General features: G+C 68.4%; 21 protein-coding genes. 8 read left to right on the top strand and 13 right to left on the bottom strand.

Features of this window, described 5'->3' with window-relative positions:
* Positions 1–54: 54 nt before the first annotated feature.
* The 4 genes from AC2YG9_RS19945 (at position 55) to AC2YG9_RS19930 (ending at position 3,719) form a co-directional block, all read left to right on the top strand.
* A complete protein-coding gene (locus AC2YG9_RS19945; protein WP_487299750.1) occupies positions 55–1,053 on the top strand; it encodes an NADPH:quinone oxidoreductase family protein in 999 nt (332 codons plus the stop codon).
* A 69-nt stretch (positions 1,054–1,122) separates the two neighbouring features.
* Positions 1,123–2,010, top strand: coding sequence for an SDR family NAD(P)-dependent oxidoreductase (locus tag AC2YG9_RS19940; RefSeq protein ID WP_487299749.1), 888 nt, complete (start codon positions 1,123–1,125; stop codon positions 2,008–2,010).
* A 15-nt stretch (positions 2,011–2,025) separates the two neighbouring features.
* Complete coding sequence (locus tag AC2YG9_RS19935) at positions 2,026–2,748, top strand: 2OG-Fe(II) oxygenase (protein WP_487299748.1); 723 nt, start codon at positions 2,026–2,028, stop codon at positions 2,746–2,748.
* Positions 2,748–3,719, top strand: coding sequence for a DMT family transporter (locus tag AC2YG9_RS19930; RefSeq protein ID WP_487299747.1), 972 nt, complete (start codon positions 2,748–2,750; stop codon positions 3,717–3,719). The genes AC2YG9_RS19935 and AC2YG9_RS19930 overlap by 1 nt, the downstream gene beginning before the upstream one ends.
* A 262-nt stretch (positions 3,720–3,981) precedes the next feature.
* Here AC2YG9_RS19930 and AC2YG9_RS19925 read toward each other — a convergent pair whose 3' ends face one another.
* The 3 genes from AC2YG9_RS19925 to AC2YG9_RS19915 all read right to left on the bottom strand — a co-directional run bounded on the left by AC2YG9_RS19925 (position 3,982) and on the right by AC2YG9_RS19915 (position 6,149).
* On the bottom strand, positions 3,982–4,731 hold the full coding sequence (locus AC2YG9_RS19925) for a lysoplasmalogenase (RefSeq protein WP_487299746.1): 750 nt from the start codon (positions 4,729–4,731) through the stop codon (positions 3,982–3,984).
* A gap of 77 nt (positions 4,732–4,808) precedes the next feature.
* Positions 4,809–5,687 carry a hypothetical protein gene (locus tag AC2YG9_RS19920; RefSeq protein ID WP_487299745.1) on the bottom strand — a complete coding sequence of 293 codons (879 nt, stop codon included), beginning with the start codon at positions 5,685–5,687 and terminating at the stop codon, positions 4,809–4,811.
* 48 nt (positions 5,688–5,735) lie between these two features.
* Positions 5,736–6,149 (bottom strand): YkvA family protein, encoded by a 414-nt coding sequence (locus AC2YG9_RS19915; protein WP_487299744.1) that lies wholly within the window; start codon positions 6,147–6,149, stop codon positions 5,736–5,738.
* A gap of 56 nt (positions 6,150–6,205) precedes the next feature.
* Here AC2YG9_RS19915 and AC2YG9_RS19910 point away from each other — a divergent pair, with 56 nt between their 5' ends.
* Complete coding sequence (locus AC2YG9_RS19910; protein ID WP_487299743.1) at positions 6,206–6,994, top strand: SDR family NAD(P)-dependent oxidoreductase; 789 nt, start codon at positions 6,206–6,208, stop codon at positions 6,992–6,994.
* Between the two features lie 157 nt (positions 6,995–7,151).
* Here the strand turns inward: AC2YG9_RS19910 and AC2YG9_RS19905 are convergent, their stop codons facing one another.
* Both AC2YG9_RS19905 and AC2YG9_RS19900 read right to left on the bottom strand, forming a co-directional pair.
* Positions 7,152–7,736 (bottom strand): CC0125/CC1285 family lipoprotein, encoded by a 585-nt coding sequence (locus tag AC2YG9_RS19905; RefSeq protein ID WP_487299742.1) that lies wholly within the window; start codon positions 7,734–7,736, stop codon positions 7,152–7,154.
* Between the two features lie 90 nt (positions 7,737–7,826).
* Positions 7,827–8,456, bottom strand: coding sequence for a LysE family translocator (locus AC2YG9_RS19900; protein ID WP_487299741.1), 630 nt, complete (start codon positions 8,454–8,456; stop codon positions 7,827–7,829).
* Positions 8,457–8,542: 86 nt separating this feature from the next.
* Here AC2YG9_RS19900 and AC2YG9_RS19895 point away from each other — a divergent pair, with 86 nt between their 5' ends.
* The gene (locus tag AC2YG9_RS19895; RefSeq protein ID WP_487299740.1) at positions 8,543–8,956 is read left to right on the top strand and encodes a cupin domain-containing protein; all 414 of its coding nucleotides are present in this window, start codon (positions 8,543–8,545) and stop codon (positions 8,954–8,956) included.
* A gap of 147 nt (positions 8,957–9,103) precedes the next feature.
* Here AC2YG9_RS19895 and holA read toward each other — a convergent pair whose 3' ends face one another.
* Positions 9,104–10,153 (bottom strand): DNA polymerase III subunit delta, encoded by a 1,050-nt coding sequence (gene holA, locus AC2YG9_RS19890; protein ID WP_487299739.1) that lies wholly within the window; start codon positions 10,151–10,153, stop codon positions 9,104–9,106.
* 12 nt (positions 10,154–10,165) lie between these two features.
* Positions 10,166–10,756: a TetR/AcrR family transcriptional regulator gene (locus AC2YG9_RS19885; RefSeq protein WP_487299738.1), complete on the bottom strand. Its 591-nt coding sequence runs from the start codon at positions 10,754–10,756 to the stop codon at positions 10,166–10,168.
* 75 nt (positions 10,757–10,831) lie between these two features.
* On the opposite strand from AC2YG9_RS19885, the gene AC2YG9_RS19880 reads away from it, so the two are divergent.
* Positions 10,832–11,266 (top strand): PaaI family thioesterase, encoded by a 435-nt coding sequence (locus tag AC2YG9_RS19880; RefSeq protein WP_487299737.1) that lies wholly within the window; start codon positions 10,832–10,834, stop codon positions 11,264–11,266.
* A gap of 209 nt (positions 11,267–11,475) precedes the next feature.
* On the opposite strand, the gene lptE is transcribed toward AC2YG9_RS19880, so the two are convergent.
* The 3 genes from lptE to AC2YG9_RS19865 all read right to left on the bottom strand — a co-directional run bounded on the left by lptE (position 11,476) and on the right by AC2YG9_RS19865 (position 15,094).
* A complete protein-coding gene (gene lptE, locus AC2YG9_RS19875) occupies positions 11,476–11,967 on the bottom strand; it encodes an LPS assembly lipoprotein LptE (protein WP_487299736.1) in 492 nt (163 codons plus the stop codon).
* Positions 11,967–14,546 carry a leucine--tRNA ligase gene (gene leuS / locus AC2YG9_RS19870; RefSeq protein WP_487299735.1) on the bottom strand — a complete coding sequence of 860 codons (2,580 nt, stop codon included), beginning with the start codon at positions 14,544–14,546 and terminating at the stop codon, positions 11,967–11,969. The genes lptE and leuS overlap by 1 nt, the downstream gene beginning before the upstream one ends.
* Before the next feature lie 71 nt (positions 14,547–14,617).
* Entirely contained in the window at positions 14,618–15,094 is a 477-nt protein-coding gene (locus AC2YG9_RS19865) for a DUF3576 domain-containing protein (protein ID WP_487299734.1), read from the bottom strand.
* 254 nt (positions 15,095–15,348) lie between these two features.
* Between AC2YG9_RS19865 and AC2YG9_RS19860 the strand changes: the two genes are divergently transcribed.
* Positions 15,349–15,753 (top strand): NtrZ family periplasmic regulatory protein, encoded by a 405-nt coding sequence (locus AC2YG9_RS19860; protein ID WP_487299733.1) that lies wholly within the window; start codon positions 15,349–15,351, stop codon positions 15,751–15,753.
* Positions 15,754–15,995: 242 nt separating this feature from the next.
* Here the strand turns inward: AC2YG9_RS19860 and AC2YG9_RS19855 are convergent, their stop codons facing one another.
* The 3 genes from AC2YG9_RS19855 to AC2YG9_RS19845 are packed head-to-tail and all read right to left on the bottom strand — an operon-like array spanning position 15,996 to position 18,351.
* A complete protein-coding gene (locus tag AC2YG9_RS19855; protein ID WP_487299732.1) occupies positions 15,996–16,943 on the bottom strand; it encodes an alpha/beta fold hydrolase in 948 nt (315 codons plus the stop codon).
* Positions 16,936–17,424 (bottom strand): PaaI family thioesterase, encoded by a 489-nt coding sequence (locus AC2YG9_RS19850; RefSeq protein WP_487299731.1) that lies wholly within the window; start codon positions 17,422–17,424, stop codon positions 16,936–16,938. The genes AC2YG9_RS19855 and AC2YG9_RS19850 overlap by 8 nt, the downstream gene beginning before the upstream one ends.
* A 45-nt stretch (positions 17,425–17,469) precedes the next feature.
* Positions 17,470–18,351 (bottom strand): LysR family transcriptional regulator, encoded by an 882-nt coding sequence (locus tag AC2YG9_RS19845; protein WP_487299730.1) that lies wholly within the window; start codon positions 18,349–18,351, stop codon positions 17,470–17,472.
* Positions 18,352–18,455 lie beyond the last annotated feature (104 nt).

The raw sequence follows: 18,455 nt of genomic DNA, 5'->3' as shown, positions 1-18,455 counted from the left end.
TTTCAACGGCGGCGATAGCCTCTGTCGCCTCAACAGAAAAGCGGGAGAGTTGGCATGAAGGCGGTGCTGAGCAAGGTCGTGGGCGGTCCGGAGACCCTGGTGGTCGATGAGATCGATGAACCGACCGCCGGTCCGGGGCAGGTTCTGCTGTCGGTGAAGGCCTGCGGGGTCAACTACCCCGACGTGCTGATGATCCAGGACATGTACCAGTTCAAGCCGCCGCGCCCCTTTTCGCCGGGCGGTGAAGTGTCGGGCGTGGTCAAGGCGCTCGGCGAGGGCGTGACCAATGTGAAGGTCGGCGACCGGGTGCTGGCCAGCACCGGCAGCGGCGGCATGGCCGAGGTCGTGGCGCTGGACGCCAGCCGCCTGACCCCCATCGCCGACGCCATGCCCTTCGACGAGGCGGCGGCCTTCATGATGACCTATGGCACCAGCTGGTACGCCCTGAAGGATCGCGGCTACCTCAAGCCCGGCCAGACCCTGCTGGTCCTCGGCGCCGCCGGCGGTGTCGGCCTGGCGGCCGTCGAGCTGGGCAAGGCCATGGGCGCCCGGGTGATCGCGGCGGCCTCCTCGCAGGAGAAGGTCGACCTGGCCATCAAGCACGGCGCCGAGTCCGGCGTCGTCTACCCCACCGGTCCCTTCGACAAGGAGGGGACCAAGGCCCTCGCCCAGCTGTTCAAGGACGCCTGCGGCCCGGCGGGCTGGGATGTCGCCTATGACGCGGTCGGCGGCGACTATGCCGAGGCCACCATCCGCGCCGCCGGCTGGGGCGGCCGGTTCCTGGTCATCGGCTTCCCGGCCGGGATCCCCAAGGTGCCGCTGAACCTGACCCTGCTGAAAAGCTGCGACATTGTCGGCGTCTTCTGGGGCGCGGCCGTGGCGCGCGATCCCAAGGCGCACCAGGAAAACGTCAAGCAGCTGATGGACATGTACGCCGAGGGCAAGATCAAGCCCTTCGTCTCCGAGCGCTTCAGCCTGGAGAAGGCCGGCGACGCCATCGCCCACCTGGCCGCCCGCAAGGCCATGGGCAAGGTGGTCGTGGTCACGGAATAGGATTGCCGAAGGCCTGCCTGGCTCGATCCGGGCAGGCCCAATAATCAGAATCTGAGGGAAGGACGAAGCATGGCCGGAAGGCTTGAGGGTAAGGTCGCGGTCATCACCGGCGGCGCATCGGGGATCGGGCTGGGCGCGGTCGAGCTGTTCGTGGCCGAGGGCGCGAAGGTCATCGCCGCCGACCTGCAGGACGACAAGGGCGCCATGCTCGAGAAGCGGTTCCCCGACGCGGTCCGCTATTCCCACTGCGACGTCACCGTCGAGGCCGATGTGGCCAGGACCATCGCCCTGGCCGAGCGGGAGTTCGGCGGGCTCGACGCCCTGTTCAACAACGCCGGTCACGGCGGCACCACGACGGGCGTCGCCGATATGGACCCGGCCGGCTGGGACGCCACCTTCGCCCTGCTGGTCAAGGGCCCGATGCTGGGGATGAAGCACGCCCTGCCGCTGTTCCAGACGCGGGGCGGCGGCAGTGTGATCAACACCGCCTCGATCGCCGGGCTGCAGGCCGGGTTCGGCCCCATTGCCTACAGCGCCGCCAAATGCGCCGTCATCCACATGAGCCGCTGCGCCGCCGCGGAACTCAGCCCGCAGAAGATCCGCGTCAACGCCATCTGCCCCGGCCTGATCGCCACCTCGATCTTCGGGGCCAGCATGGGCCTGCCCCGTGAGGTCGCCGACCAGATGGCCGCCCAGGTCGCCGAGATCGGCCACAGGGTGCAGCCGATCCCGAAGTCCGGGGCCGCCGAGGACATCGCCCGCGCGGCCCTCTATCTGGCCTCCGACGACTCGGTCTTCGTCACCGGCACCCACCTGGTCGTCGACGGCGGCATCACCATCGGCGGCCGCGGCAGCTGGGACCCCAACACCGTCTCGCCGATCCTCGAGGCCCTTGGGATCACCGCCGAACAGGCGCAACAGATGCGCGCCGCCATGCAGGCCCAGCAGGCGGGCTAGACGGAGTTCCAAGGGGTGCAGCTTTCCATCGACCCGGCCCTCGACCCCGCCAGCATGGCGAAGGTCTTCCGGCGTCTGGGTCGGCTGCATATCCCGGGCTTCCTGGCCGGCGACGGCGCCGACCAGGTGGCCGCGGCGCTGGCCGGGCCGGAGGTCCCCTGGATCAAGACCTGGCGCACAACGGGCCCCAGCCTTGACGGCGACCTGGCCCAGTTCGACGGCCTCAGCCCTGAGAATCGCGCCGCCTTCGACGCCGAGATGAGATGCGCGGCCGCCACCGGCTTCTGCTTCCAGTTCGACGCCTGGCGGGTCAGCGACGACATCGACAAGGGCGTCCGGCGCGGCGGCCCCCTGGCTCCGATCGAGGCGGTGCACGACCTGGTCAACAGCGCCGCCTTCCTGGGCTTCGTCGCGGCCCTGACCGGCGATGGGCGCGGGACCTATGCCGACACCATGGCCAGCCGCTATAGGCCCGGCGATTTCCTGTCGGCCCATGACGACCACATCAGCGGCAAGAACCGCCTGTTCGCCTATGTCCTCAACTTCACCCCGGTCTGGCGGCCCGACTGGGGCGGGGTTCTGAGCTTCCTCGACGAGGATGGCCATGTCGCCGAGGGCTACACGCCCTGCTTCAACGCCCTCAACATCTTCGCCATCCCCAGCGCCCATGCGGTGTCCTATGTCGCCCCCTTCGCCGGGGCCAACCGCCACGCCGTCACCGGCTGGGTGCGGTACTGATGCCGGAGGAACTGCCGCCTCTCGGCCACAGGGAACGGGTCCGCGCCGCCTACCGGGGCCTGACGCCGAATGTACGGGGCGCGCTGTGGATGCTGGCCTCGGCCATCGCCTTCACGGCCATGACCAGCATGATCAAGCTGCTCGGCTCCAGCTATGACGCGGCGCTGCAGACCTTCTACCGTTCCGCCGCCGGGCTGGTCGTCCTGCTGCCGATGATCTTCCGCGATGTGAAGGGCGCCTTCCGCACCACGCGGCTGGGCATCCTGCTGTTCCGGTCGGGGGCCGGCACGGTGGCCATGATCCTCAGCTTCTACGCCTTCCAGAAGCTGCCGCTGGCCGAGGCCAACGCCCTCTCCTTCACCCGCACCCTGTGGCTGGTCCCCCTGGCCTTCTTCATCCTGCGTGAGAGTCTCGGGGTCTGGCGGGTCGGGGCGGCGCTGGTCGGGTTCGCCGGGGTCTGCGTCATGCTGGCGCCGGGCTTCACCAACGGCGGCCACGGCTTTGGCATGGCCCAGTTCGCGGCCCTGGGCTCGGCGGCCCTGTTCGCCATGACCATCACCGGGATGAAGGTGATGACCCGCGACCACAGCCCCTTCACCCTGCTGGTCTATGCGGCGGTGCTGGGCGTGGCCTTCGCCATTCCGCCGGCCCTGTTCGTCTGGGCCTGGCCGACGCCGCTCGACTTCGTCCTCCTCTGCGTCATGGGCGTGCTCGGGATCATCACCCAGGGCTGCTACATCAAGGGCATGCAGATCGGCGACGCCGCCGCCATGGCCCCGATCGACTACACCCGGCTGGTGTTCACCGCCTTCGTCGGCTTCGTGGTCTTCGCCGAGGTGCCGACCTGGACCACCCTGCTAGGCGCCGCCATCGTGGTGGCCTCGACCCTGGTCATCACCTGGCGCGAACAGCGGGCCGGCAAGCTGGAGCGGGAGATGAAGGCGCGGGAGCTGGATCAGCCGGCCAACTGACCGCTGTCGAAGCGGTCAACGATTATACCACGACGTCGGGTCGGCAAGAGGACCGAAGTGAATAACGCATTGATCCGCCGTGATAATTCGGTGGCAAGCGGGCGGGGAATGTAGGCGCCGGCGTTGGCATGACGTAGGCGCCGGGGCTGCGATTGTTGACAGCCAGGTGAGGTCAGGCGCCTACGCCGACCGGATCTGGCAGGGCGCGGGGCCGTGAACCCGATTTTGGGTGATGAATATGTCTAGACATATTCATTTTGGCTTACAGCGACGAGATCCACAGCGACAGGAAGCGGTCGGCGAACAGCAGCTGGGAGCCGAAGTAGAGGAACCAGATCAGCCAGGCGGTCAGGCGGGGCGAGCCGAACACCTTCACGCCCTTGAACATGTCGGCGGCGAGGATGGCGTCGGAGGCCATGAACAGGAGGGCGGCGACGGCCAGGTGGGCCCCCTGCTGCGAGACGGTCAGGCTGGCGGCCACCATGGCGGTGATGACGGCGGCGTAGGCGACGACCGGCCAGCGCATGTCGCCCAGGGACGGCCACAGCCAGCGGACCATCCAGATGGCGGCGGCGACCACGAAGCCGGCGACGATCCAGCCGGGAACGCCCAACCCCGGCTCGCCCCAAGGCGCGGGCACGGGCATCAGGAACATGGCGACATAGGCGATGTGGCCGAGCAGGAAGGCGACGAGGCCCGGCAGCAGCCACTTCTTCGGATCGCCGGCCAGGAAGCCGTCGCCGATGGCGCAGAGGGTCAGGCCGATGGCCGCCATACCGCCGATCCATCGGGTGCTCTGCAGGAAGGCGGCGAAGCGCGGGTCGGCGGCGTCCTGGGTCAGGCTGGCGTCGCCCAGCCACATCCACAGGCCGAACAGGGCCAGCGAACCGACCGCCATCATCTTGACGATGGTCCGCAGGGCCGACGGCGGCTTGCCGGCGAAGCCCAGGCCATAGATCAGGCCGGCCGCCAGCGAGACGACCAGCGCGAAGGTACCGCCGTTCAGGACCATGCCCCGCCCTCCAGCCCAGATTGAGGGGAGGAGACGGTGCGCCGGGGGGTGGCGTCAAGTTTTGGGCCGTCGTGGGCCTAGTAGAGGAGCCACATGGTGATCCCCATGACGACAAGAATCAGCGCCAGCCAGCTGAGCACCCAAGCCATCCGGCCGGTCAGGCCCTGCCAGCCGACCAGTCCCATGCCGCGCAGTCCCGCCCCGGTAACCGCCGCGACCGTGAAGCTGACGGCCAGGAAGACAATCACGTCGTTCATGACGCTCGACAGGAAGGTTCCGCCCAGGACGATGAGCCCAACGGTCCCGATCAGAAGCAGGACATCGAAAAGGCGTCCATCGAAGCGCCGCCAGGCCAGCAGGAGAGCCAGCCCGGCCGGGATGCCCAGGTAGCCGCCAAGGACGGCTGCCCAGCGGAAGCTCAGGGCGCCGTCTTCCATCAGCCAATAGATGTTGACCCCGAGCGCGAGCGGCAGGACCGCGACAGCGAGGCCGGCCGCCGCCATGGCGGCCACGCTCCGGGCTCGCGAACGGCCGGTGACGGGCATGAGGGCGTCAGAGAGCAGTCGCAGGAAGCTGACCGCCAGCAGGGCCAGGCCGAGACCGGCCTTGACGGGAGCAACGAGGTGAAACGGCTCTGGAAGGACGAGGGGCGGGTCGAGCGACGGGAGCATGTTCCATGCGAGAAGCCCGGTCAGTAGCAGGCCTGGCGCCAGGCGTAGGGCCGAGAGGTCCACCGCCCGCCCGAACGCCTTGATCCCGCGCGGCGCCAAAGTCAGCAGAAGGGCCAGCATCATCAAGAGGGATGTCGGCCCGTCGGGACCCGCACAGAAGCAGGTGACCGGCGTCAGCTTGCCGCCGTGGCTGTCGATGACCGGCGGGGCCTTGCCTTCTTCGAAGGCTTCCTGGGCCGGTGCAGCGGGCGCCGGCGCAGCGGCGGGTGTGGCGGCATAGGCCATCGGTCTCTCCCCAATCAGGGAGATTACAACCCTAATTTATTATTGTTGTCAAACCGGCGGATCGGCGTCCGGATTGAGGAACTTGCGCGCCGCCGCCCGGTGGCGGTCCTTCACATTCTTGCCGACCACGGCCAGCAGGGCGGCGATGACGGCGGCGTCGTCGGTGAAGCCGACGCCGGCCAGGACATCGGGAATGACGTCGGTGGGCAGGACGAAATAGGCCAGGGCGGCCATGATCATCCCCTTGGCGGCCAACGGCGTCTCCGGGTCGCGGGCGCACCACCAGACGCTCAGCACGTCGTCCAGGAAAGGCACCTTGGCGGCGACCTTCTTGACCTTGGGCCAGAACCCCTCCTTCACCCGCATCTCGTTGACACGCAGGGTTTCGGGGACAAGCGCCTTCGAGCGGTCGATAACTTCCGCAGGATTGACGTTGGGTGACGGCTTGGCTTTCGCGCTCACGGGGCTAAACCCTCTCCTCGAAACAACATTCAACACGATCTCGATGGGAGACGTCCATGAAACTCGATAGTTCCATTTCCGCCGTTGTCACCGGCGGCGCCTCTGGCCTCGGTGAAGCCACCGTCCGCGCCCTGGTCGCGCAAGGCGTCAAGGTCGCCATCTTCGATCTCGACCGTCAGCAGGACCGTGGTGAAGCCCTGGAGAAAGAACTGGGGGTCACCTTCTGCGCTGTCAACGTGACCAGCGACGCCGATGTCGACGCCGGCTTCGAAAAGGCCCGCGCCGCCAACGGCCAGGAGCGGATCCTGGTCAACTGCGCCGGCACCGGCAACGCCGCCAAGACGGCCAGCCGCGACAAGACCACCGGCGCCATCAAGCACTTCCCGCTGGCCCACTTCGACATGATCATCCAGATCAACCTGATCGGCACCTTCCGCTGCATCGCCAAGTCGGCGGCCGGCATGCTGACCCTGGACCCGCTGGAAGACGGCGAGCGCGGCGCCATCGTCAACACCGCCAGCGTCGCGGCCGAAGACGGCCAGATGGGCCAGGCGGCCTATTCGGCCTCCAAGGGCGGCGTCGTCGGCATGACCCTGCCGATCGCCCGCGACCTGATGAGCGAAGGCATCCGCGTCAACACCATCCTGCCGGGCATCTTCAACACCCCGCTGATGAACGCCGCGCCGGAAGCGGTGAAGGCCGCCCTGGCCGCCTCGGTGCCCTTCCCCAAGCGCCTCGGCCTGGCCGACGAATACGCCCAGCTGGCGCTGCAGATGATCACCAACGGCTACTTCAACGGCGAAGACGTCCGTCTCGACGGCGCCATCCGCATGGCGCCGCGCTAGCCCAACCGTTGAGCTGAAAAGCGAAGGCCCCGCCGGCGACGGCGGGGCCTTTTCTCTTAGAGCGGGACCAGATTTGATGGAATCAAATCGGCCGCTCTAGAGTCTTCGTGGTCGCGCGTTTGATCCGATAACCGGTTCCCACTTATCGGAACGCGCTCTAGCGCCGCAGATCTTCCGGCCGCACGATGCCGGGTCCGAGGTTGGAGACGACCTCGCGGGCGTTGAAGCTTTCCGTGGCCGGCGAGGGCGAAGCGCCGCGGTACATGACGATCTCGGCGTTGGCCTCGTAGCGGGTGACGGTCCGCATATCCATGTCGTCGGCCCAGAAGCGGTTGCTGTAGAAGGGGTCCCAGGCGCGCCAGCCGTAGCGCGGCCCGAAATAGCGCCAGCTGGGCCGCCAGTAGCCGTAGCCATAGCCGAACCGGCCGCCGGGCGGCGGGTCATAGTAGGTGCGGCTGTCGCGGTTGGTCTCGCGGTCGGCCAGGACGAAGCCGTCGTAACCCTGGGCGAGCGTCAGCTCGGCGGCGCGGAACAGCAGATAGCGCTCGACGGTGTCCCGGTTGGTCAGGCTGTTGCCCGAGAAGCTGATCTTGAAGCGGTTGTCGGTGATCCGCTGGTCCGTGAAGCCGCCCGACACCGAGTTGCCCCGGACGTTGGGCTGGTAGGGCGTGGCGGTGGCGCAGGCGGTCAGGCCTGCGGTGGCGAGGATGGCGGCGATTGCCGCGGCTCTGGCGAATTTCATCGCGCGTTCTCCTGAGGACCGGGCTGAAACAGACCGGCAGCGTCCCTGCATCGGTTAACTCCGCCATCGTGGCGAAAGTTGCGCAAGCCCTCAGTGGCGGAGCGCGATCATGATCGCCGCCGCGATCAGCAGCCCGCCGACGATGAAGCGGAACAGCCGCCGGAAGGCCGGCCGGGTCATGAACCCCGCCAGGGCCGCGCCGCCGAGGCCGTAGGTGGTCATGGTGACCATGTCCATGCCGATGGTGGCCGCCGCGAACAGGCTCATCTGGGCCGTCAATGGCCGGGCAAGATCGACAAAGGGCGGAAGAACCGCGGTGAAGAACAGCAGGGCCTTGGGATTGGACAGCTGGACCGCGAACCCGTCGCGGAAGGCGGACCGCTCCAGGTGGGTCTGCGGCGTCTCGCTGTCGGGGTCATTGCGCACGCCGCTGAGGATGGACGAGACGCCCAGCCAGGCGACGTAAGCCGCGCCCAGCCAGGTGAGGATCTGGAACACCTGCGGGAAGGCGGTGACCAGGGCGCTGAGGCCGAGCGCCGCCCCGATGAACCAGACCAGGGTGGCGCAGCTCATCCCCGCCACGCCACGGATCACCGCGCCCTTGCCCCGGTGCATGCCGGTGGCGATGGAGAACAGGTTGGCCGGCCCGGGCGTCACCGCCAGCACCGCCATGATGCCCAGGAAGGTGACGTATTTGTGCGGGTCGACGGGCAGCTGCATGGCGGCTGCTGCTTGAAGCGGTTGGGCGATGGGGTCAATGATAGCAGTGTGAGACACCGGTGTCATAACCCTGACGGAGCCTTTCCATGAGCCTGCTTGCGCCCCTGATCGCCGCCTTTCTGGTCGCCGCGCCGCCGGCCGTTATCGTCCGTGAGGCGGATGTCGCCCGGCAGGAGGTTCCGCCGCACAAGGGCGTCGGGATGAGCACGGCCTACCGGATGTCGGATGCAGCGCCGGGCCGCAACTTCGAGTTCCGCAAGCGAGCGATGGACCCCGGCTCGTCGATCGGCCTGCATGTGCTCGGCCACGACGAAGTCTATTACGTGCTCTCGGGAACCGGGGTGGTGACCTCCGACGGCAAGGAATTCCCGGTCGAGGCGGGGACGGCGGCCTACCTGTATGAGGGCGCCGATGTCGGCGTCCGCCAGACGGGGACCGAGCCGCTGGTGCTGATCATCGCCTATCCGCTGAAGGAACGGGTGGCGGTTCCGAAGCCCTGAACCGTCATCCCGGCCGGAAGCCCGCAGGGCTGGAGAGCCGGGACCCAGGGGCGGCTTCACCCGACGGTCGCGGCGGCGTGTCTGGCGCCTTGTCACCCCCTGGGTCCCGGATCGACCCTTCGGGTCGTCCGGGATGACGATCTGGAGTCAGAGGCCCAGCCTTTTGGCCCGTCCGGCAATGGTCAACGCCAGCCTTTCGGCGATCAGTCGGTCCGGGCTGCCCGTCTGTTTGCAGGCCTTGTCCGCCGCCAGAATCTCCGGCTGCAGGGCGTCCAGGTGGTCCAGCTTCCAGGCCCGCGCCTGACGCAGGAACTCCTTTTCCTGCTTCCAGAAAACGCCGCTGGCCTTGGCGGCCTCGGGCAGGCCGGCGCCGCTGGCGACCAGGGTCAGGGTGCGGCGCAGCTTGGCCAGGTGCATGCCCATGGCCCGGACGGCCGGCGGGCCGCTCTCGCCCTCGGCGGCGGCGCGGGCCAGGCCCTGATGCGCGGCCCCGAGGCGGCCCCCGAAGGCGTCGTTGGCGGCGTCGAACAGCGAGGCCTCGGGCTCGACCCCAAGAAACTCTTCCAGCTCGGCGCTGGAGACCTGGCGCCCGCTGCCGGGGCCGATCCACAGGATCAGCCGCTCGATCTCCTGACGGGCGACGCCGCGTTCCTTGGGCATGCGCGAGGCGAAGAGGTCGAGGGCGGCCGAATCGAGGCTGACCTTGTCGGCGGCCAGGGCCTCACGGGTCATGCGGGCGACATCGCCCTGCTCGTCCTCGTAGCAGGGGATGGCGGCGGCGGCGTTCGCCTTCTCGGCCGCCTTGCGCAGGGCCGAGTCGCGGCCGAGCGCCCCGGCCTCGATGATCAGGAAGGCGTCGGGGTTGAGCTTGCCCTCGGCATGGGCGGTCAGCGCCTCGGCGGCTGTCTTGTCGGGGGCCGCCCGCTCGCCGGTCAGCCGCACGCGGATCAGCCGCCGGCCGCCCATCATCGAGAGGGCGGTGAGTTCCTCCTCCAGCTTGCCCGCCTGGTCGAGATCGGTCTCGGTCAGCATGGCGACGTTGAAGGGGTCGTTCAGGTCCGGGGTAATGCGCTTGGCCAGCATGTCGGCCCGCTCGCGCACCCCGCCCCGGTCCTTGCCGTACAGCAGCACCGCCCGGATGTTGTCCGGCGGGCCTTTCAGGATGCGGTCGACGTCGGGGCGTTTGGAAACGATCATGGCGGGGTCAACCTACTGACTTTGCCGGGCGAGGCCCAGATAGGCGCGGCCGAGACGGACCAGTTCGTCCTCGAAATCCTGTGAGGTCAGGAACGGCGCGTCCTCCAGCACCGCCGCCCGCATGGCGCCGTGGATGGCGCGGGAGAGGACGAACTGCTGGACGGGGGTGAGGGGCTCTCCGTCACGGGCCCGGACCGGGGGCAGGCGGTCGAAGCCGGCCGCAAGGGCCTTGGGATCGCGGACCGCCAGCTGGGCGCGCACCGCCGCCTTGCGCGCCGTCTGGCGGCCGTCGAAGGCCTGCAGAAAGGCGCGGATCATCGCCCGGTCGGCGGCGAGGCCTTCCGGCGGGACGGCGGCGACGGCGTCGACCTTGGCCTGCTCCCGTTCGGACAGGGCCACGAGGATGGCCTGCTTGTCGGGGAAGTAGCGGTAGACGGCGCCGATGCTGACCCCGGCCCGAATGGCCACGGCGTTGGTGTTGAAGGCGCCCTCGCCGCCGGTCTCCAGAATCTGAGCCGCCGCTTCGAGGATGGCCTCGACGCTGGCCCGGGCGCGGGCCTGGCGGGGCGTGACGCGCCGCAGGGCGGGGGGTTGGTCGGTCATGGTCTCGGCGGGGGAAAGCTGAGTAGCTAAAAAGTGAGCATTGCTCATATTTGGCGGGAACCGCAAGGAGCCGCCATGACCTGGGCCACTGACCGTCTCGACCTGATTGTCGCCGGCAAGGCCGATCCGCCGCCGGTGGTCGCGACCCTGAAGCTGGGCCTGCTCGACGCCTGGGGCGACGGCTGGATCCGCAAGGTCTGGCGGCCGTCGCCCGAGCTGGAGAATGGCGACGGCACCATGTTCGGCGGCTATCTGGCGGCCCTGGCCGACCAGGCCCTGGCCTTCGCGGCGATGACGGTGGTGGGCGAGGCCCAGGCCTATCGGACGATCAACCTGCAGATCAATTTCGTACGGGTGACGGGGATGGTCCCGCTGACCATCGAGGCCAAGGTGGTGGCGGTGACCAAACAGGTGATCACCGTCCGGGCAGACTTCCGCCGCGAGGACGGGGCGCTGGTCGCCGAGGCGACCGCGCAGCAGTTCCTGATGCCGTTTCCGGGGGCAGGTTGAGGGCCGGAGGGCGCGCGATGCCCACCCCCGCCCGCTACCGTCATCCCAGGGCTTGTCCCTAGGATCAAGCTGTCCGCTAGCTCTCACGGTGGGGTGGAGGCGCGGCCGCGCCTCCAAGGCAAAGGCTTGTCGCGGCTGAACCTGGATCCTAGGCACAAGGCCTAGGATGACGGTAGCGGGGAGGGGGGGCGGGCCGGGTCTCGGGACCCCTAGCCGTTCCGCTTCAGCATCCACACCGCCAGGTCCATCTGGATCTTGCGGGCCAGTTCGTCGGCGACCTTCTGTTCGGCGTCCTGCTGGGCGGCGATGGCGGCGTAGGGCTGTTCGGCGCGGTCGAAGGTGACCTCGGCGGTGCTGATGCCCTGGGTCGCCGTCGAGCCGTCGGCGCGGCTGACCAGCTTCCAGTTGGCGACCACGACATATTCGTAGCGGCTGGCCACCCCATCGGTGCGGCGGCCGCGCGGGATGCGGCTTTCCTTGAGGGTCAGCTCGAGGCGCCATTCGGCGGGCCGGGAGTCGCGGGCCAGGGCGTCGTCGAGGGACTCGCGCAGCAGGGCGCCGGTGCGGCCCTCCGGCGCGATGGTCTCGACCGCCGACAGCCCCGGCGAGACGCCGGGGGCCGCGTACAGGGGGGTGAAGCCGCAACCGCCCAGCGGCAGGCTGAAGAGGGCAAGCACGGCGAAGAGGACAGGTGTGCGCATCAGTTGGCCACGATGTTGATGATGCGGTCCTGGACCACGATCACCTTGCGAACGGTCAGACCGGCAAGATGGGCCGAAACGCCGGCGTCCGCCAGCGCCAGGGCTTCGACATCGGCCGAGGCCGCGCCCTTGGGGGCCACGACCTCGCCGCGCCGCTTGCCGTTGATCTGCACCGGCAGGGTGACCTCGTTGTCCGAGGCCAGGGCGGCGTCGGCCTTGGGCCAGGCCGCATCGACGACCATGCCGGTCTTGCCCAGCCGCTCCCAGCAGGCTTCGGCCAGGTGGGGGGTGAAGGGGTTGATCAGCCGGGCCAGCACATCCAGCGCCTCGGCGCGGGCGGCCAGGACGGCCGGAGAGGCGCCGGCGGCCGGGTAGCCTTTGAGGATGTTCAGGAACTCGTACAGCTTGGCGATGCCGCTGTTGAACCGGAACCGTTCGATGGAGTCGGTGACCGGGCCGATCAGCTTGTGGGTGGCCTTGCGCAGGTCCAGGGCGGCGGCATCGCTGTCGTCGAAGGCCGGCGCCGCGCCCTCAGCTTGCGCGTCGAACTCGGCCCAGACGCGGTGGACGAAGCGGCCGGCGCCCTCGACGCCGGCGTTGGTCCACTCGACGTCACGTTCGGGCGGGCTGTCGCTCATCACGAACAGGCGGGCGGCGTCGACGCCATAAGTTTCGAAGATGCCTTCAGGCGCGACGACGTTCTTCTTGGACTTCGACATCTTCTCGATGTCGCCGATGACCAGCTGTTCGCCGGTCGCCTTCACCCGGGCGACGCGCACGCCGCTCTCGGTGGCGAACTCGATGCAGTCGGGCTCGACCCATTCGCCGTCGGACGACTTGTAGGTCTCGTGGGTGACCATGCCCTGGGTGAACAGGCCGGTGAACGGCTCGGCCACGCTCAGCATGCCCTCGTCCTTCAGGGCGCGGGTGATGAAGCGGGCGTAGAGCAGGTGCAGCACGGCATGCTCGACCCCGCCGATGTACTGATCGACGCCCAGCCACTTGTCGGCGGCGGCCTTGTCGATGGGCTCCTTCGCATGCGGGTTGGCGAAGCGGGCGAAGTACCAGCTGGAGTCCACGAAGGTGTCCAGGGTGTCGGTCTCGCGCTGGGCGTCGGCGCCGCAGCTCGGGCACTTCACATTCTTCCAGGTCGGATGGCGCAGCAGCGGGTTGCCGGGGACCTCGAAGCTGACGTCCTCGGGCAGGACCACGGGCAGCTGGTCGTCCGGCACCGGCACGGGGCCGCAGGACGGGCAATGAATGATCGGGATCGGACAGCCCCAGTAGCGCTGGCGGGAGACCCCCCAGTCGCGCAGGCGGTAGACGGTGGCGCCCTTGCCCTGGTTCTGGGCCTCGACGCGCTGCACGGCGGCGGCCTTGGCCTGTTCGACCGTCATGCCGTCCATGAAGTCGGAATTGAAGATCTTGCCGGGGCCGACATAGGCCTCGGTTCCAACCGTGAAGCTGGCCGGGTCGGCGTCGCCGGGCAGGACCACCGGCTTGACGGTCAGGCCATATTTGCGGGCGAAGTCCAGGTCGCGCTGGTCATGGGCCGGACAGCCGAAGATGGCCCCCGTGCCGTAGTCCATCAGCACGAAGTTGGCGATCCAGACCGGCAGCTTCCAGGTCGGGTCGAAGGGATGGACGACCGACAGGCCGGTATCCAGGCCCAGCTTTTCGGCCCCCTCGATCTCGGCCTCGCTGGTGCCGCCGGCGCGGCACAGCTTGATGAACTCGGCGACCTTGGGGTCGGAGGACAGCTGTTCGGCCAGGGGGTGATCCGGGGCGATGGCCAGGAAGCTGGCCCCGTACAGGGTGTCGGGGCGGGTGGTATAGACCTCCAGGCCATCCTCGAATCCCGCGGGGGACGAATCGAACTTCCAGGTCAGGCGCAGCCCCTGGCTCCGCCCGATCCAGTTCTCCTGCATGATCCGGACCTTCTCCGGCCAGCGGTCCAGGGTCTTCAGGCCCTCGATCAGGTCGTCGGCGTAGTCGGTGATGCGCAGGAACCACTGGGTCAGCTTGCGCTTCTCGACGATGGCGTCGGAGCGCCAGCCGCGGCCGTCGATGACCTGTTCGTTGGCCAGGACGGTCATGTCGACAGGGTCCCAGTTGACCGTGGCTTCCCGGCGATAGACCAGGCCGCGCTGCAGCAGCTTCAGGAACCACCTTTGTTGCTGGCCGTAATATTCGGGGTCGCAGGTGGCGAATTCGCGCGACCAGTCGATGCTGGTGCCCAGCACCTTGAAGGGCTCGCGCATGGCCGCGATGTTGTCGTAGGTCCAGCCCTTGGGATGGACGCCGCGCTCCATGGCCGCGTTCTCGGCCGGCATGCCGAAGGCGTCCCAGCCCATCGGGTGCAGCACCGCATGGCCTTGCGCCCGCTTGTAGCGCGCCACCACGTCGCCCATCGTGTAGTTGCGCACATGGCCCATGTGCATGCGCCCCGACGGGTAGGGGAACATCTCGAGGATGTAGTATTTCGGGCGCGGATCGTTGTCCGCCGTGCGGAACACATCGGCGTCGGCCCAGGCTTTACGCCAGCGGGGCTCGGTTTCCTTGGGATTGTAGCGTGCCATGGCCGGTCCTTTAGGGCGCGGCCTGCGTGGCAACAAGAGTCACGACGCAGGAGCGCCGTGACTCCTGAGGTTTATTCGCCGCCGAGGTTCGCAAGCCGAAGCTTGCGGGCCCGGTCGAGGATGGCGTTTTCCATGTCGGCTTCGGTCTGGGCGGCCGTCGGCGCGTCGACCCAGTTGCCGTTGTCGTTGACCTGCTTGAAGACGCTGACGTTCAGGGCGTCGGCGCGCAGGCGGGTGTCGAGGATGTAGACGGTGACCTTGAAGCGCTCGTTCGGCGTCGCGGCGTCGGTGTACCAGTCGGTGATGATGACGCCGCCATAGGGATCGGCCGAGGCCAGCGGCATGAACTTGATGACGTCGGTGGCGGCGCGCCACAGATAGCCGTTGACGCCGATCTCCGTGCCCTTCGACGCCTTCTTGCCGCCGATGCCCAGGAAGCCGCCGTTGCCGTCCTTGACGGTCTTCGGACCGCTGGACCCGCAGGCCGCCAAAGCGCCCGCCAACATCACCACCGCGCCCAACCTGAACGCCCCGCGCGCAAACCGCATGCTCTATCGCTCCAAATCCACTAGCGCCCTGCGCTGCAGATATTCTGTTCGGTGCGTCTACATCATGGCAAGAGAAGGTCCAACGCTGAAATCTCGTGACCTTCCCGCCACAGGCGAGGTTTGAATCGACCGGCGGGCGTTGGAGTCCGTTGACCCAAAGTCGCCCAGATCGCTTATATAATAGGAATTGAGCTGACGGCCCGCCCCCGGGCGACACAAGTCGGCATCGGGGTTGAAGGTCTCAAAAGGCGGAAATGAGCAAGGCGCGTTACATTGCGACGGCTGCCGCGCTGGTCCTGATCGGATCGGCGGGGATCGCCCATGCGCAATCGGCCGCCAAGCCGAAGCCGGCCGAGGACTTCCGCGTCCGTGGCGATTTCAACCTGCAGGACAGCCGTCTCGGCCCCGGCCGCTCGGACCGCAGCGTTCAGTTCGACGCCAAGACCGGCAAGTGGGGCGTCAAGCTCGGCCTGCAGTCGCCCGTCGGCCGTGAAGCCGATGCGAAAGACCTGGAAGCCGGCGCCTACTTCAAGGTGACCCCGTCGCTCCGCGTCGGCGGCGCGGTGGGTCTGGCCTCCGAACGCGACAATCCTGTCCGCCGCAACGGCGGCAAGGACGAGGCGCCCCGCGTGCGCCTGGAAACGACCTTCAAGTTCTAAGAATTGGGCGATTCCGCTCTCCGCCTTGGGGCGGAGGACAGGTTTGGAGCGTGAGCGACAAACCAGGAGGCGGGACTTCCACCGGCGGTCGTGCGCTGCGTCCGAGGGCGCCGGCGTGTAAGGGAACGGCGCGAAATCCCCACCGCCTGTGAGCCCGCCTCCTGCTTTCTCGCTTAGGCTCGAAAGCGGTCCTCCCCCCACTTCGCGGGGGGAGAGCATGGAAACGGCTCACCTGCGCCCTGCTACGGCCAGGCCGCCAGCAGCTCCCGCAGCGCCGCCGCGGTGGCCAGCGGCTGGTCGATCATCACATGATGGTCTGCATCCGGGATCGAGAACTTGACGATGTCGTCGGGCAGTTCGCGCAGCATGAACGCCATCGTGCCCGGGAACATCAGCTTCGACCGCTCGCCCCAGACCATCGCCACCGGGCAGTTGACCTGGCTCAGCAGCTCGCCCAGCGCCGGCATGGTGAAATTGTGCCAGAGCTCGGGATCGAACTTCCAGGTCCACCCCGTCCCCGAGCCGTCGGTCATCGGCGCCTGGCGCAGGGCCTTGCGGGCGATCCAGTCGGCGACATAGTCGTTCTCGCACCCCTGCGGCGGGGCCAGGCGGAAGCGGGCCAGGGCCTCGGCCAGGGTGGCGTAGACCTTGTTCGGCCCGGTGCGGCGCGGCGGGCCGTTCCACTGGTGCTCCGGCGGGTGAATGGTCGAGTCCAGCATGACGATGCCGGCCAGGCGCTCGCCCTGGTGCACCGAGGCGTAGAGGGTGGGGAAGCCGCCAAAGCTGTGGCCAACCACCACCGGCTTGCCGCCGTCGGCCTCCAGCTGCGCCGCCTCGATGGCCCCGAAGATCTCGGCCATGAAGATTTCGGCGCTGTATTTCGGCCGCCAGTCGCTGTCGCCCATGCCCGACCAGCTGATCGCGGCGACGCGATAGTCGTTGCTGAGCAGCGGCGCGATGAAGCTCCACCAGTCGGCGTGGGCGCCGTTGCCGTGCAGCAGCAGGACGCCGGGCTTGCCGACCTCGCCCCAGGTCAGGAGTTCGATCTCGGCGCCCAGCACCTCGAACTTCGAGCGTTCCGGTTCCTGCGCCAGGGCCTTCTCAAACCAGGCCGGAGCCGGCGGCTTGTCGCCGTTGTAGGGCGCGAGGGGTGGCGGCACGTCCGGCCAGATTGGGTGGCCGTCAGCCATGGAGGACCTCTTCCTTCGGCTCAACGTAAGCCTTTTCCCCGGGGCGCGGCGGGCGCGGGCCGATGGCCTTGAAGACCCCCATGCCGGTCATGATCAGCCGGTCGCCGGCCCAGATGCGGCCGCGCACGGTGAAGACGTCATTCTCTTCCGAGACCAGTTCGGCCCGGCCCTCGATCCAGTCGCCCAGCTTGCCGCCGGACAGGAAATCGCAGGTCAGCCGCACGGTGACCCAGTAGTGGCTGCGGGCGACGCTGATCACCCGGCCCCAGGCCATGTCGGCGAAGCTCATCAACATGCCGCCGTGGCAGTTGGCCATGCCGTTGGTGTGGTGCTCCTCGACCCGGAAGGCCAGGGTGGCGCCCTGGGGGTCATGCTGTTCGTACAGCGGACCGATCTGGCGCCCGAACCCGCGCGTCCAGTTGAGGATCTTGTAGCCCTCGGGGATGTCGGCCGTCTGGGCTTCTGTAAGGTCGTCGGACATGGGGAGAAGTCTAACGCTCGTTTGAATGGCGGTGAAGCGAGTTTGTCAGACAGCGGGGTTGAGGATTTCTGCCTGCTGCGCCGCCAGGTCGGTCAACCAGGACCGCACCAGCCGGATGCGGGCGATGTCGGCCACATCGCGGTGGGTGCTGAGCCACAGGCCCCGTTTGAGATTCACCTGGGCGGGCAGCACCCGCTCCAACCCCGCCGCCATGAAACAGGGAAGGACGCCGATGCCGCCGTCGGCGGCAATGATCTCGCGCTGGGCCCGGATCGAGGAGCTGGACAGGGACGGGCGCAGCCCGGGCAGGACCTCGTCGAGGTATCTGAGTTCCGGGGCGAAGATCAGGTCGTCGACATAGCCGACGATCTCGTAGCGTTTCAGGGTCTCGACGGCGGAGGGACGGCCCATGCGGTCGAGATAGGCGGCCGAGGCGTAGAGGCCGAGGCGGTAGTCGGTCAGCGGCTGCACGGCCAGGCGGGTGGAGACCGGCGGGCTGAGGGTGATGGCCATGTCGACCTCGCGCCTCGTCAGCGACAGGAAGCCCGTGCTGGCGGCCAGTTCGATGCGAATGTCGGGCCGGGCCAGACGCAGGGTCGGCAGGGCCGGCGCAATGACGGCCGTGCCGAAACCCTCGGCGGCGGTGATGCGGACCGTGCCGCCGGCGGCGTCGGGGTCGGCGCTGCGCGAAGCGAGGTCCATCGCCGCTTCCGCCTCCAGGCCGATCTCGAACAGGCGCTGGCCGGCGGAGGTCAGCTGCAGCCCAACGGCCGAGCGGATCAGCAGGGTGGACTTGAGCGAGGTCTCCAGCCGGGCGATGCGTCGCCCGACCGTCGCCGCATCGACGCCCAGGCGCGGGGCGGCGGCCGACTGCGACCCGGCCCGGGCGGCGGCGAGGAAGATGCGCAGGTCGTCCCAGTCGAACATCTGATGCGGTTTCGCAGATTGTCACATGCAATTCTGCAATACGCGGTTTGATCGGAGAGTGCTATTGCCCCGCCACACCTCATCGACATCCGCCAAGGAGCGCC

Source organism: Caulobacter sp. SRI_014, assembly GCF_057586315.1.
The sequence above is the reverse complement of the archived record's forward strand: the minus strand, read 5'-3'. Positions and strand labels throughout refer to the sequence as shown.